This window comes from uncultured Oxalicibacterium sp., assembly GCF_913776015.1.
Lineage (GTDB): Bacteria > Pseudomonadota > Gammaproteobacteria > Burkholderiales > Burkholderiaceae_D > Oxalicibacterium.
Genome location: NZ_CAJYMD010000033.1, coordinates 19874 through 33851, shown reverse-complemented (window position 1 = coordinate 33851; position 13978 = coordinate 19874). Strand labels below are relative to the sequence as shown.

Below are 13978 nucleotides of genomic sequence, written 5' to 3'. Positions count from 1 at the left end.
CTTTCGGTTCCGAACTGTTCCGCGTCGGCAAGAATGCGCCAGTGGTGCTCTACAAGGACCCGGTGATTACGGGTGAATATATTTCCAGCGCATCGGCCAGCTTCGATCAGAACCAGCAGCCATCGGTCAGCATCGACCTGAATGGCGACGGTGGTCGTCGCATGCGCGAAGCGACGCGTTCGCGTGTCGGCAAATCGATGGCGATCGTGCTGTTCGAAAAGAACAAGGGCGAAGTGCTGACGGTGGCTACGATTCGTGACGAACTTGGTTCGCGTTTCCAGATCACCGGCATGGGATCGTCCGAAGCGGCGGCCGATCTGGCTCTGCTTCTGCGTGCCGGTTCGCTGGCGGCACCGATGGAAATCATCGAAGAGCGCACGATTGGCCCGCAACTCGGTGCCGAAAACATTTCGATGGGCTTCCACTCCGTGCTGTGGGGTTTCATCGCGATGGGTGTCTTCATGATCATCTACTATCGCGTGTTCGGCATGTTCAGCGTGTTTGCGCTGGCCGTGAACGTCATGTTGCTGGTGGCGATCCTGTCGTTGCTGCAGGCAACGCTGACCTTGCCGGGTATTGCGGCTATTGCGCTGACGCTGGGTATGGCGATCGATGCCAACGTGCTCATCAATGAGCGCGTACGAGAAGAGTTGCGAGCGGGGCAGACACCACAGCAGGCGATCGCACTCGGCTTCGACCGTGCGTGGGCGACGATTCTTGACTCGAACATCACGACGCTGATTGCCGCACTGGCGCTGCTGATTTTCGGTTCTGGTCCGGTGCGCGGTTTTGCCGTCGTGCATGCGCTGGGTATCGTTACCTCGATCTTCTCGTCGGTATTCGTGTCGCGTGGTGTGGTCAACCTCTGGTACGGCCGCAAGAAACGTCTCACCAGCATTTCCATCGGTCAGGTCTGGAAGCCGACTGACAAGGTGGCCGACTAAGTACGAGATATGCCTGATTGGGCGCGGACCTTCTGCCGCGTCAGTCAAAGAAAAGATTGCATTGATAAACAAGCAGATCGCTCCGCTAAGGAGCGATCGTCAAAGAGGTAAGTGATGGAATTTTTCCGGATCAACAAAGACATCCCGTTCTTGCGCCATGCCAAGATCTTCAACCTGATTTCGATCCTCACGTTCTGTCTGGCGTTGTTCTTCCTGTTTTCCAAGGGATTGCATCTGTCGATCGAATTCACGGGCGGTACCGTGATGGAAGTGCAGTACAAACAGGCGGCCGATCTGGAATCGGTGCGCAAGGAGCTTGGCGGCCTGGGCTATACCGATATGCAGGTGCAGAGTTTCGGTACCGCGCAGGACGTGCTGATTCGCCTGCCTGCACAACAAGGTGTGGATACGACGCAGATCAGCGATCGCGTGATGGGCGCACTGAAAGCGCAGGATGCTGCGGTTGAGCTCAAACGTGTCGAATTCGTCGGTCCTCAAGTGGGTGAAGAACTCGCCCATGACGGCATGATGGCACTTGGCATGCTGGTGATCGGCATCATGATCTACTTGGCATTCCGTTTCGAATGGAAGTTTGCGGTTGCTTCGATCTTCGCCAACCTGCATGACGTCGTGATCATTCTCGGTTTCTTCGCCTTCTTCGGCTGGGAGTTTTCGCTGACCGTGCTTGCCGCCGTGCTCGCCGTGCTGGGTTATTCGGTCAACGAATCGGTCATCGTGTTCGATCGCGTGCGCGAAACCTTCCGTGATCGTCGCTACGGCAAGCTGCCTGTCGCGGAAGTAATGAACCACGCGATCACACGTACGATCTCGCGTACCATCATCACGCACGGTTCGACGCAGCTAATGGTGCTGTCGATGTTCTTCTTCGGTGGTCCGACGCTGCATTACTTCGCGCTGGCGCTGACGATCGGTATCTGTTTCGGTATTTACTCATCCGTTTTCGTCGCGGCGGCCATTGCGATGTGGTTGGGGGTCAAGCGCGAAGACTTGCTGAAACCGGTCAAGGAAAAGACAGAGAACGACGGTGCGGTGGTGTAATCGTGGGCGCGCAATCCGCGCAATAAAAAAAGCCGGCATTCGCCGGCTTTTTTACGTGTATCTGCTCAAGAATTGAGCTCGTCTTTCGCCACAGCGTTGTTAACCCGCTCGATCGCCTGCGCAAGCGTGCCGCCGTGTCGTTCACGCTCCAAGCGGATCAGTTCGTCGGCTAGTGCGACGTCACCATCGAGCTTCCATATCAAATAATCATAGCCAAGCTGATGGTTGCAATTCGCATCGTCTCGCGCGCGTTTCTGTTGCGCGCTGAATTGTATTGCTTGCCATAGCCAGATTACGGCAATAATCAAAAGTATGGAAATGACCAGTGGAAATCGATAATTGAGGAGAAATTCGCTCATGAGCAATAAGGATGGTCGGTGGTAATCATGCGACTTGAATGCATTGCGGGCGAAAGTGAATCGTACGCAATGGATGTACTTTGGGGACGAATCCGCGAGGCTAGAGCGCATACTGCCTTCACGCCAGAACTCCGGCACGAAGGCAGTCGTATCGACATCCTTAGACGTAGCGTTGCTTACGCTATCAAGGAATGAACATCAGGAAAAATGCGGCGGCAACCGCGGTCGGTGCCAGCGCACCGATCACCAATCCCAGAATACTAATGGCGCCATCCTTGAACCCACTGCGCAGCAAAGCGACACCTGCAGGATTTGGGGCATTGGCAATGACTGTCAGGCCACCACCGGCGACTGCTCCGGCCATCAGCATGTACTTGGCTGCATCGCTCATGCCTTCGATGAGAGAACCGAGGTAGGTCAATGCAGCGTTGTCGGTAATGGCGGTGAGGAACAATGCGCCGAAGAACAGTGCGGTCGGCTCAAGACCCGAGACGATTGGTTGTAGCCACCATTGCTGCATGCCGCCGAGTACGACCAGACCGGCAAGAAAAAATCCGACCAGCAAGCCTTCCTTCAGAATCAATGGGTTTTGGTACGGTTCATACGCTTTCGTAAAGCCCAGGAAGAATAGGAAAATCGCCAGAAAAATCACCGGATGGTGCGCGAAATAAACGACGCCTGCCAATGCCAACAAGTGAACGACGGCGACAGCAACCGGCATCGGTAATTCTCCACCGGCTTTTTCGACTTCCGACGGCTTGTCAACGAGATGGCTGGCCATGAGCGCAGTGACCGCGGTGGCATTGATGAAGACGGCAATCGCCGCTTTCCAGCCGAACGTGGTAGCCATGAAGGCGCTGTCCCAGTTCCAGGTGGCCGCTACCATCAGTACGGGGGGCGCGGCAAAGGAAGTCAGCGTGCCGCCGATCGAGATGTTGACGAAGAGCACGCCGAGCGCTGCATATTTTTTCCATTCTGGAAGACCGTCGTGGAAGACGAGTGGAGCAAGCATCAATGCCGCAAGGGTCATGGCAGCGGGCTCTGTGATGAGGGAGCCGATCAGCGGCACAACGCAAAGGCAAAGCCAGACACGGGCAACGGCGGTGCGCATCGGCATGGCACGCGCGAGCACGGCGACGAGACCTTTAACAGTTTCCAGTACCGGACGCGATGCGGCGATGATCATGATCACGAAGACGAAAAGCGGCTCTGTGTAATGACGTGATTCGGCGTATTCGATAGCGTTTTGCGGACCGACGACAAATGCCATGGTGCCGATCAGTACAAAGGCCCACAACCCAAACACAACTTCGATTTCACCGAGAAGATGCAACAGACCCGAGTGATGTTTGCTGCGATGCGCCAGTTTTTCGAACGATTTGGCTGCAAACGTATGGATAAGCGCGATGCCGAATAGGACGGCCGCGATGAGGTTCATTTCTTCATTCATGGTAGTGCCATTCTTTTTGACGGTGGCAGCAGCATGCCATGCCGTGTGAGCGAGGAATTAAAAAAACCGGGGAAAATCGCGACGATGCTTCCCCGGCAAGCGGTAATGGGCATACACCGTCATCCGACTGGATGACGGCGGAGGTTACATCAGAAACTGCGTGTAAAGCACCCAACCGGTAATGCCGACCAAGGCGATGACGCCAAACCAGGCCCAGGCGAACATCAGCTTGGATGGCAACAGCTCACGTTCGAAATCGGTCGTGAAATTGTCTTTCAGTGCCTTGACGGTCAGCCAGTACAAGACGGGAGAGAAGACCAGCGCCATCACTGATGCCAACTGCGTGACGAAGATCGGTTCAGGCAGGCCGTAAATGATTGCGACACCAGCGATGATCCAGATGATCTGCATGCCGCGGTACACAAGTTTGCGTGCAGTAGGTGTGTCGAGCTTCTTGAACAGGCGTGCAGCGCACTCTTCTGTAATGCGAGCCTGACCGTCGAAATAGGTGAAGACGGTCGAGAACAGTGCAGCGACACCACCGGCAATAATGACCGGGAAGATCCAGCCGCCGAATGTATCGGTATAGATGCGCGCAATGGTCGCGCCCATCTCACTGCCTTTCGGTACCAGGCCGAGCGGATTGAGAACGGCGGCACCGACGATCAGGAAGATCATGCCGGACAGCATTGACACGATGTATGAGATGTTCATGTCGCGCTTGAAAAGGATCAGACTGTTCTTCATGTAGTCCTTGTCCATTTCTACCTTGTGTCCTTGGGCACGCAGCTCATTGATCTTGACCATGCCGGCTTTTTTGTCGACTGCCCAATTCGATTGCATCGGTGCGACTTCAAGCGTGGTTGGGAAGTAACCGAACATGGCGCCAAACAGCATCATGGCGGCGATTGGTGGCAGCGTTGGCGCCAACCGCGACAGATACTCCATCGGAGGCGGTGCCTGCAATGCAAACGCGATAAAGCATGAGCCGGCAAAAATCAGAATCAGCAGTTTGCAGATGCCTTCGACGGCCTTGTAACTGCCGGCCCACAGAATGGCAACCGTACCCAGCAAAATCACGACCGCCCATGTTTCCAGCGCCATGAATGGAAATGCCGCCCACAGCATGGCCGCGCAACCGAGTGCACGTCCGGCAATCCCGACGGTATTGGCAAAGCCTTGGAAAATCATGAACCACAGCGGCCAGTTACCGTTGCGGTGGTAGGCGTTGATGATGGTCTCGCCTTTGACCATCGTGTAGCGGTGCGCAAATTCAAACGCGCAGTATTTGATGATGTAGGCCGCAAGGATGACCCAAAGCAGGTCGTAGCCAAAGCGTGCCCCTGCGGTTGGAGCATGCATGATGTGGCTGGCACCGATGCCGGTCATCGCCGCGGCAATACCGGGCCCCATTGCTTTCCAGGTGTCTACCAGCCCTGTGCCGGGCGCTTTCAGGTGAATGGTTTCTTTTTGAATCGTTTCTTTACTGTCGCCGGCTGTCATCCCCGACGCGCTCATTGTTGTATCAGTCATTAATCTCACTCTCCATATCAAGGCTTGAAACAGAATGATTTCTGTCAGCTTGTTTGTTTATTAGGGCGCTGCTGAAAATGCTCCTCCGTTGTGGTTAAAAAAAAATGGCAAGCAAGCGCAATGACAATTGATATCGATAGAAATAATCACTATAGAAATGATGCTGTTAAGCATTATTTCGAAGACGAGTACACGCCGGGCCAAAGACCCGGTCAGAAAAGGGATGGGAAACCGACGTGACGAGTCTGGGTCTTTAACTGACCAGGACGTTGCGCTTGTCGTATGAAAGGGGGCTAATTTCCGCGATGCAATACTTCGGGAAATGGGCGGACTGGGCAATAGGTGTTGGCATATACGAGTCTCCGCGTGGCGGCCCGACCATCGCATAAAACCTGTTTGCAGCAAGACGCTGCAAACACCCATTGGCCGCCATGATAACTAACGTTTTCTTAACATGCAACCCGCTAAAGGACACGCCATAATGGCGACCATGGTCAAACTGCGGAGTTGAATCAATGCGCAAGAGTGGAGTTGTCTCTGAAATCGAGCATGATCAGGCAAGGAGTGAATCAGCCTTTGGTCGGCCTGACGGCGGTTGGCGTGAACGTCTTTTTATCATCATCTTCGAGGCGGATACTCGCGCAGGGCGATACTTCGATTTCTTGTTGATTGCCGCAATCGTCGCGAGCGTCACGGTCGTTATGCTGGATAGCATTCCCTCAATTCACGCAAAGTACGGCGCGATACTGCACGGCCTTGAGTGGTTTTTCACGATTCTGTTCACTATTGAATATGGCGCACGCCTGATGTGCGTCAATCACCCGACGAGATACGCACGCAGCTTTTATGGCGTCATCGATTTTCTTTCCATACTGCCCACCTATGCCTCCTTCTTCTATCCTGGCTTGCATGCGCTGGTGGACCTGCGACTATTGCGGTTGCTGCGGATTTTCCGGCTTCTGAAGCTGGCTGCGTACGTTGATGAGTATGTGCAATTGGCGCGTGCCGTACGTGCCAGCCGAAGAAAGATTCTGATTTTTCTATCGGTAGTGGCCATCCTTGTGGTCGTGAACGGTACGCTGCTGTATGTCGTAGAGGGAGGTGAGGGAACGGCTTTTACTAGTATTCCTACCTCCGTCTATTGGGCGATCACGACCGTAAGTACGGTTGGATTTGGCGACATCGCACCACAAACCGATTTGGGACGAGCCATTGCGTCTGTCACGATGCTGATCGGTTGGGGCATTCTTGCAGTGCCGACGGGTATCGTTACTTCCGAGATGACCGCCCAGAAGTTTCACAAAAGGAAGGTGACAACGCGTACATGTCGTGAGTGCTTAACCACTGGGCATGATCGAGATGCCCGGTATTGCATGCATTGTGGCACTGCATTGCCACGATACGACTCGGACGAGGCGTCGCGCGATGACGCCACAAATTAGATGTGGTCTGTCTACCGTCTTGTATTCTTTGTGGGGGACGAGAGTTGTGCGTGCAATTTCCCTAGCGCGGCTTCCAGAGCGTCAAAATCTTTCTCGCTGTAATTTTCAAACGGTAATTTGCAATGCTTTATTTGCGGAGAAAAGACGCGGCCGAATTCCTGCTCGCCCGCGTCGGTAAGGCGCACGATCGTAGAGCGCCTGTCCTCAATCTGGGCAATGCGCACCACCAGCCCTCGAGACTCTAGGCGATCCACGACACCTGTCAGCGTGCCTTTCGTGATGAGCGTCTTCTCACCGAGCTCTTTGAACGTCAGGCCAGTCGTATTGCCAAGCGTGGCAATGATGTCGAATTGCGCCGACGTCAGGCCGGTGCGGCGGCGCAAATTGTCTTGCGAATGCCGCTCGAACGCCTGATAGCACTCGGCTAGCAGACGGATGCTGCGTAGATAACGTTCAGCCATGAAATTTCCGGTTTTTACTTATTAAAAAGGCCGGCACAGTGTGTGTCGGCCTTTTTTCAGCTGGGAAGCAAATCAGTCTTCCTTGAGTGCTTCGACCTGGATCGCCAGTTTCACTTGCGGCGAGAAGCCATAGTTCAGCGCGTAGTTCAGACCGAAATCAGCACGGTTGAAGGTGGCGGATGCATCGGCACCACAGACTTCGCGCTTGAGCATCGGATGCTGGATGCACTTGAATTTGTTGATCGTCAGTTTGACAGGCTTGGTGACACCCAGCATGGTCAATGTGCCATCGACTTCAACTGGCGTATCTCCCTTGAAAGTAATGGATTTGCTGTTGTACGTGATGTTTGGGAATTTCTGCACATTGAACATGTCGGCGCTGCGTGCGTGTTCGTTCATTTTTTCATGACCGAAATCGATCGATGCAGGGTCGATGGCGATATCGACAGTACCCGTCTTTGCTGCACGATCAAGCGTGATCACGCCGCTGGTTTTGTTGAACTTGCCGCGCCAGAACGAGATGCCCATGTGATCGGCTTCGAAGCTAGGGTAAGTATGGCCAGGCTCGATCTTATAGGTTTGCGCAAAGGCGGAAGACGTGCCGGCAACCAGCAGGCACAGCAGGGCGAGTTTCGATTTCATCATGTTAGCTCCTAGGTTTTTGTGGGTTTGGTAGTACGGGTTTGATGCAACCGATCAAGGTGCCGCAACGACACGGAACTTGATGGTGACTTCGTCGGCAACGATGCTGGTGTCTTTCCATTCACCATCACCGATGCCATAGGTCAGGCGTTTGATCGGCAGCGTGCCTTCAAATACCTGCGCATTGCCTTCCTTCTTTACCGTCAGCGGGAAACTGACGTCACTGCTCTTGCCTTTGATGGTCAGCTTGCCTGTCACATCCAGCTTGCCGGCAGCGCCTGTCTTGATCTGAGTGGAAACAAACGTGGCCTTGGGAAATTGAGCCGTATTGAACCATTCCTTTTTCTGTACTTCTGCATTGTATGCAGGGTCCCCCAGATCAAAACTGGTTGTGTCGATATCGACATTGGCTTTGGAATTCTCGGGTTTGGCGGCGTCGTAGTTGATCGCTGCCGTGAATTTCTTGAATTGCGCATCGACCGGCACATTCATTTGCTTGAACGTGATGGTGACCTTGCTTTTTGCGGCATCGGTCTTGAGTGCCGTGGCAGCCAGTACGGGTAAGGCGATAGCAGTGGCCGCGATGGCAAGCCAGCGCAGGGATTTACCGGGGAGATGTTGGGCGAACATGAAAATCCTTTCAGAAATTAGGGAAGCATGCGTTGCAGGACACGGTCACGATCGAAAAACTGATGCTTGATCACAGCGAGCAGATGCAGACTGACGACTGCCAGCAAGATCATGTTGAGCACATAGTGCGTCTGACCCAGCAGTACTTTGAGTTCGGGATCGGGGGCGATCAGGTTGGGCAGGGGAAGTACGCCAAGATATACAACTGGCACACCGGCAGCCAGGCTGAAGAAATAGCCGGATAGTGGAACCGCAAAGATCAGGACATACAGCAAGCCATGCGCGCCATGGGCGGCGGCGTGCTGCCATTTAGGTATGGGCTGTGCGTAAGGTGGTGTCGCATGAGTAAGGCGCCACAGCAGGCGCACGCAAGCAAAGGCGAGTACGGTCACGCCCATCCATTTGTGCCAGGAAAAGTATTTGAGTTTGGTCGGTGTGAGACCGGGGATATCGACCATGGTCAGGCCCAGCAAAAAGGTCGCAATGATCAGCAAGGCCATTAGCCAGTGCAAGCCGATGGCGGTCAAGGTATAGCGGTGCTGGGAAGCAGCCATGTTTGTTATTTTATTTCAATAAGTTCTAGTTAGAACAATATAGCAAAATAAAAGAGACCGTGCAGCAGGCTATCGTAACGCCTGCTGCACGGTCTCTGACAGCGCAACCCCAATGAAGTTGCGACGGCTTGATTAAATGGCGCGCGCGAGTTTACTGGCGTAGCCGATGTAGCTGGCAGGCGTCATGGCCAGCAATTCATCCTTGGCTTGTTGCGGAATGGCCAGCGTGGCGATGAATGCACGCATGTCATCTTTCGAAATGCCCTTGCCGCGCGTCAGTTCCTTCAACTGCTCGTAAGGGTTATCGATGCCGTAGCGACGCATCACGGTTTGCACCGGCTCTGCCAGTACTTCCCAGGTGTCGTCGAGGTCTTCGGCAATACGCTGCGGATTGACTTCGAGCTTGTTCAGGCCGCGCAGGCAGCTATCGTAGGCCAGCACGGCGTAACCGAAACCGACGCCGATGTTGCGCAAAACGGTGGAGTCGGTCAGGTCGCGCTGCCAGCGCGAGACCGGCAGCTTCTCGGCCATGTGCTTGAGCACGGCATTGGCCATGCCGAGGTTACCTTCCGAATTTTCGAAATCGATCGGATTGACCTTGTGCGGCATGGTCGAAGAACCGATTTCACCCGCCTTGGTTTTTTGTTTGAAGTAGCCGAGCGCGATGTAACCCCAGATATCACGGTTCAGGTCGAGCAGGATGGTGTTGGCACGCGCGATGGCGTCGAACAGTTCTGCCATGTAATCGTGTGGCTCGATCTGGATGGTGTAGGGATTGAAGGTCAGGCCCAGACGGTTCTCGATCACGTCCTTGGAGAAGGCTTGCCAGTCGGTTTGCGGGTAAGCGGACAGGTGGGCGTTGTAGTTGCCAACGGCACCATTCATCTTGCCGAGGATCTGGACATTGCTGATGCGCTCTGCAGCGCGCTTGAGGCGGGCGACGACGTTGGCCATCTCCTTGCCGAGCGTGGTTGGGCTGGCCGGCTGACCGTGGGTGCGCGACATCATCGGCAGTTCGGCATTGTCATGTGCCAGTTGGGTCAGCTTATCGATGATGGTTTGCAGAGCCGGCAGCAGCACGTCGTTGCGCGCGGCCTTTATCATCATCCCGTGTGAGGTGTTGTTGATGTCTTCCGAGGTGCAGGCAAAGTGGATGAACTCGGTAGCGGCCACCAGCTCGGGCACATCCTTGACCTGTTCCTTGAGCCAGTATTCGACGGCCTTGACGTCATGATTGGTGACGGCTTCGATCTCCTTGATGCGCTGTGCATCGGCTTCGGAAAAATCCATGGTCAGCTTGTTCAGGCGCGCATTGGCGGCATCCGAAAACGGCTTGATTTCATCGAAACCGGCCGAAGACAAGGCTTGCAACCAGGCGATTTCGACCTTGACGCGATGGTGCATGAAACCGGCTTCGGACAGAATAGGACGCAGTTTATCGGTCTTGGCGGCGTAGCGACCGTCCAGCGGCGAAAGGGCGGAAAGAGTGGAGAGCGACATGGTGATGAGCGTTGAGCGCAATGACGTGAATGGAGGGAAGCACTGGCAATCGCGGATGCGCGATCAAACCGGCGCAAAAAAGCAAGGCAGTATTCTACCATTGCGGCACCTCGGCCTCGTTGCAAAACCGCACGACGTGCGTGGGCTAGGCTTTTTTTGAGATAGGGCACGGTATAATCGCCTTCCGATTTTCGACGTTGTACATCATGAAACTGATTGGTTCTCTCGGTAGCCCTTTTGTCCGCAAGGTCCGCATCGTGATGCTGGAAAAGCGGATCGACTACGAACTGCTGCTCGAAAATGTCTGGGCGGCCGACACCACCATTCAGCAATCCAATCCGCTCGGCAAAGTGCCGTGTCTGGTAATGGAGGATGGCGGTGCGATGTTCGATTCACGCGTGATCGTCGAATATCTGGATACGCTGACGCCGGTCGGCAAACTGATCCCGCCTAATGGCCGGGAGCGCGCCGAAATCAAATGCTGGGAAGCGCTAGCCGATGGCGTGCTGGATGCCGGCGTGCTGTTGCGTCTGGAAAAAACTTTGCGCAAGGAAGAGCAGCAACGCAGTCAGGCCTGGATGGATCGGCAACTGGCCAAGGTGCATGGCGGTTTGAAGGCTATGTCGGAAGGGCTGAAGGACAAGGCATTTTGTGCTGGCATTCATTACAGCTTGGCCGATGTGGCGGTCGGTTGTGCGCTGGGATGGCTGGACTTCCGTTTTCCCGACATTGATTGGCGCACCGATTATCCCAATCTGGCCAAACTCTTCGAAAAGCTTAGCGAGCGTCCGTCGTTCAAGGAAACCATGCCTGAGTGAGCGGTCGCGTGCGCAAATAAACAAAAAGGACGCCTGGGCGTCCTTTTTGTTTGGCTGCAAGTAAAGCGAGTGGCTTATTCGCCTTCGATCATTTGCGCTTGCAGATAATTCTGGATACCGACTCTCTCGATCAAGTCGAGCTGGGTTTCCAGCCAGTCGATATGTTCTTCGGTGTCGTCCAGAATGTATTGGAACAGTTCGCGCGAAACGTAGTCGCCGACGGCTTCGCACGCGGCAATGCCTTCCTTGACGGTTTTCTGTGCGGCTTTTTCCAGACCCAAATCGCAGTTCAGCATTTCCGGCGTGTTCTCGCCAATCATCAGCTTGTGCAGGGCTTGCAGATTTGGCAGGCCATCCAGCATCAGGATGCGATCAATCAGTTTGTCGGCATGCTTCATTTCGCCGATCGACTCTTCGTATTCCTTCTTCGCGATCTTTTCGAAACCCCAGTGCTTGTACATGCGCGCATGCAGGAAGTACTGGTTGATGGCGGTAAGTTCATTGGTGAGCTGCGCATTGAGCAGCTTGATGACGTTGCTGTCGCCTTTCATGGGACCCTCGATTCTTGTGTGGTGGGCAGGCAAACTGGCCTGCGTCATTGCAGGCGCACATGATAGTCGAAGAAGCGCGATTTTGTATCATGTTGCATGCATTTTGTTAGACGGAATCATTCGTGTTTCCATTGTGGCTGTGGGGGAGGCGGCAGGCTCGCGTGGTGGGTTGCCATCAATTTTGCGAGCAACAAAAAACGCGCTGCGACGAAGCTCGCCGAGCGCGTTTTTAATCAAGTGCAGAAAACCTATTTTTTCGGCGCTTCCGTCACAAAACCCATCTTGCTCAAGCCCCCAGCTTGGGCTGCTGACATCACTTGCGCTACTTTTTCGTATTGCGTGGTACGTGCGGCGTGCAGATGCAGTTCCGGTTGCGGTTCCACTTTGGCGGCATCGGCGATGCGCGAGGCCAGTTCGCCTTCGTTCATCTCTTCACCGTTCCAGAAAACCTTGCCGTCTGCATCGATCGACAGGCTGATGGTTTCCGGCTTGATCTCATTCGGCTGGCTGGCTGCACGTGGCAGGTCCAGCTTGACGGCGTGGTTCATGACCGGAATCGTGATGATGAAGATGATCAGCAGCACCAGCATCACGTCAACTAGCGGCGTGGTGTTGATCTCGGGGTTGAAATCGTCCTCTTCGGACAGGGAGCCCATTGCCATTATTTACCTCCGACTGCCACCAGTTTTTTTCCTGCACCACCTGGCGTACCCGCATCGTTGGCACGGGCGCCGGTGACGAACAGAGCATGCAGATCGAAGCCGAACTTGTTCATTTTGGCGATCAAGGATTTGTTGCCGCGTACTAATGCGTTGTAGCCGAACGTGGCGGGAATCGCTACTGCCAGACCGATTGCCGTCATGATCAGTGCTTCGCCGACTGGGCCGGCGACCTTGTCAATGCTTGCCTGACCTGAGGTGCCAATCGCGACCAGTGCGTGATAAATGCCCCAGACGGTACCGAACAGACCGACGAACGGTGCGGTCGAACCGACCGATGCCAGCACGGCCATCCCCGATTGCAGCTTGGCGGCCGATTCGTCGATCGCCTGACGCAGCGACAGGGTGATCCAGTCGCTGACCGACAATTGGTCATGCAAATGACCCTTGTGCGCTTCGTGGTGGCGCATGGCGGTGGTGCCTGCTTCTGCGATTTCGGCAAATGGGTTGTTGTTGCCGAGGGTTGCGGTACCTTGCTCTAAGCTGGTGGCATCCCAGAATTCATGTCCGGCTGCATGTGCGGCACGGCGGTATTGCAGAAGCTGGATTGCTTTGCTGATGATGACGTACCAAGAGGCGATCGACATGACTACCAGCAGGACGGCGACAGTCTTGATGATCATGTCGCCTTGTGCCCATAAACTCTCGAGGCCGTACGGATTAACTGCTTCCATGATGTTTCCTTCTTATCTATCTGTTTAACGTGAAATTGATCGGGACGATGGCAAAGGCGGGAGTCGCTCTGCCATCTTCCACGTAAGGTTTGAACAGCGCCCGCATGACTGCATCGCGGGCTGCATCATCCATGCGCGTGGAGCCTGAGGATTTCTGGATTTCCACGCGTTCCGCCTTGCCTTTTTCATTGATCAGTACACGCAGCGTCACTGTACCTTCATTGCCCATGCGGGCATCAAGTGCCGGATAAACTGGACGTGGCGGGTTGATATAGGATACGCCCGAAATCGTCTTCGGCGTGGCTGGTGCCGCAGGTGCCGGCGGCGCGGTTGGCGCGACATCGGATGGCGGCTCTTTTGATTCTTGTTGCGGGGCCGGTGGCGGTACGTCTTCGGTAATCGCTTTCGGTGCCGGCTTATCGGAAATCACGGGACGAGGCTTTGGCTGCGTCACTGGTTTTTTCACGACTGGAACCGTCTTGGGCGGTGCCGGCTGCGGCTTCGGTTGCGGGGGCGGATCCAAGGTGACGAAGGTTGCCACGATTTCACGCGGCATCGTTTGGGCAACTTGGTGTACAAGACCGCTACGCAGCGCGTAAAAAAGACCCACGTGCAAAGCGATGACAATCAGGAGAGGAAGGT

The 13978-nt window shown here is 54.8% G+C and carries 16 protein-coding genes; 4 read left to right on the top strand and 12 right to left on the bottom strand.

Features of this window, described 5'->3' with window-relative positions; genetic code table 11:
- Both secD and secF read left to right on the top strand, forming a co-directional pair.
- A partial coding sequence (secD, locus tag QZ725_RS05255) for a protein translocase subunit SecD (RefSeq protein ID WP_293777057.1) occupies nucleotides 1-944 on the top strand: 944 nt, incomplete at its 5' end.
- A 114-nt stretch (nucleotides 945-1058) separates the two neighbouring features.
- A complete protein-coding gene (gene secF, locus QZ725_RS05250; protein ID WP_293777055.1) occupies nucleotides 1059-2003 on the top strand; it encodes a protein translocase subunit SecF in 945 nt (314 codons plus the stop codon).
- A gap of 65 nt (nucleotides 2004-2068) precedes the next feature.
- Here the strand turns inward: secF and QZ725_RS05245 are convergent, their stop codons facing one another.
- From QZ725_RS05245 to QZ725_RS05235, 3 genes are all read right to left on the bottom strand, one after another.
- The gene (locus QZ725_RS05245; RefSeq protein ID WP_293777053.1) at nucleotides 2069-2362 is read right to left on the bottom strand and encodes a hypothetical protein; all 294 of its coding nucleotides are present in this window, start codon (nucleotides 2360-2362) and stop codon (nucleotides 2069-2071) included.
- 184 nt (nucleotides 2363-2546) lie between these two features.
- Nucleotides 2547-3800 carry a putative Na+/H+ antiporter gene (locus QZ725_RS05240; protein WP_293777051.1) on the bottom strand — a complete coding sequence of 418 codons (1254 nt, stop codon included), beginning with the start codon at nucleotides 3798-3800 and terminating at the stop codon, nucleotides 2547-2549.
- A 156-nt stretch (nucleotides 3801-3956) separates the two neighbouring features.
- Nucleotides 3957-5345 carry an Nramp family divalent metal transporter gene (locus QZ725_RS05235; protein WP_293777049.1) on the bottom strand — a complete coding sequence of 463 codons (1389 nt, stop codon included), beginning with the start codon at nucleotides 5343-5345 and terminating at the stop codon, nucleotides 3957-3959.
- A 515-nt stretch (nucleotides 5346-5860) separates the two neighbouring features.
- On the opposite strand from QZ725_RS05235, the gene QZ725_RS05230 reads away from it, so the two are divergent.
- The gene (locus tag QZ725_RS05230) at nucleotides 5861-6787 is read left to right on the top strand and encodes an ion transporter (protein ID WP_293777046.1); all 927 of its coding nucleotides are present in this window, start codon (nucleotides 5861-5863) and stop codon (nucleotides 6785-6787) included.
- 11 nt (nucleotides 6788-6798) lie between these two features.
- Here the strand turns inward: QZ725_RS05230 and QZ725_RS05225 are convergent, their stop codons facing one another.
- The 5 genes from QZ725_RS05225 to purB all read right to left on the bottom strand — a co-directional run bounded on the left by QZ725_RS05225 (nucleotide 6799) and on the right by purB (nucleotide 10574).
- Complete coding sequence (locus QZ725_RS05225; RefSeq protein ID WP_293777043.1) at nucleotides 6799-7248, bottom strand: MarR family transcriptional regulator; 450 nt, start codon at nucleotides 7246-7248, stop codon at nucleotides 6799-6801.
- Nucleotides 7249-7320: 72 nt separating this feature from the next.
- Nucleotides 7321-7890: a YceI family protein gene (locus tag QZ725_RS05220; protein WP_293777065.1), complete on the bottom strand. Its 570-nt coding sequence runs from the start codon at nucleotides 7888-7890 to the stop codon at nucleotides 7321-7323.
- Between the two features lie 54 nt (nucleotides 7891-7944).
- Nucleotides 7945-8520 (bottom strand): YceI family protein, encoded by a 576-nt coding sequence (locus tag QZ725_RS05215; protein ID WP_293777040.1) that lies wholly within the window; start codon nucleotides 8518-8520, stop codon nucleotides 7945-7947.
- Nucleotides 8521-8537: 17 nt separating this feature from the next.
- Nucleotides 8538-9074: a cytochrome b gene (locus tag QZ725_RS05210; RefSeq protein ID WP_293777037.1), complete on the bottom strand. Its 537-nt coding sequence runs from the start codon at nucleotides 9072-9074 to the stop codon at nucleotides 8538-8540.
- 132 nt (nucleotides 9075-9206) lie between these two features.
- Nucleotides 9207-10574 carry an adenylosuccinate lyase gene (gene purB, locus QZ725_RS05205; protein WP_293777034.1) on the bottom strand — a complete coding sequence of 456 codons (1368 nt, stop codon included), beginning with the start codon at nucleotides 10572-10574 and terminating at the stop codon, nucleotides 9207-9209.
- A 206-nt stretch (nucleotides 10575-10780) separates the two neighbouring features.
- Here purB and QZ725_RS05200 point away from each other — a divergent pair, with 206 nt between their 5' ends.
- Entirely contained in the window at nucleotides 10781-11392 is a 612-nt protein-coding gene (locus tag QZ725_RS05200; RefSeq protein ID WP_293777031.1) for a glutathione S-transferase N-terminal domain-containing protein, read from the top strand.
- 74 nt (nucleotides 11393-11466) lie between these two features.
- Here QZ725_RS05200 and bfr read toward each other — a convergent pair whose 3' ends face one another.
- From bfr to QZ725_RS05180, 4 genes are all read right to left on the bottom strand, one after another.
- A complete protein-coding gene (gene bfr / locus QZ725_RS05195) occupies nucleotides 11467-11943 on the bottom strand; it encodes a bacterioferritin (RefSeq protein ID WP_293777029.1) in 477 nt (158 codons plus the stop codon).
- 248 nt (nucleotides 11944-12191) lie between these two features.
- Entirely contained in the window at nucleotides 12192-12605 is a 414-nt protein-coding gene (locus tag QZ725_RS05190) for a biopolymer transporter ExbD (protein WP_293777026.1), read from the bottom strand.
- Nucleotides 12605-13336, bottom strand: a complete 732-nt coding sequence (locus tag QZ725_RS05185) for a MotA/TolQ/ExbB proton channel family protein (protein WP_293777024.1) — start codon at nucleotides 13334-13336, stop codon at nucleotides 12605-12607. Before QZ725_RS05185 ends, QZ725_RS05190 begins: the two co-directional genes overlap by 1 nt.
- A gap of 16 nt (nucleotides 13337-13352) precedes the next feature.
- Nucleotides 13353-13892: a TonB family protein gene (locus QZ725_RS05180; protein ID WP_366773739.1), complete on the bottom strand. Its 540-nt coding sequence runs from the start codon at nucleotides 13890-13892 to the stop codon at nucleotides 13353-13355.
- Nucleotides 13893-13978 lie beyond the last annotated feature (86 nt).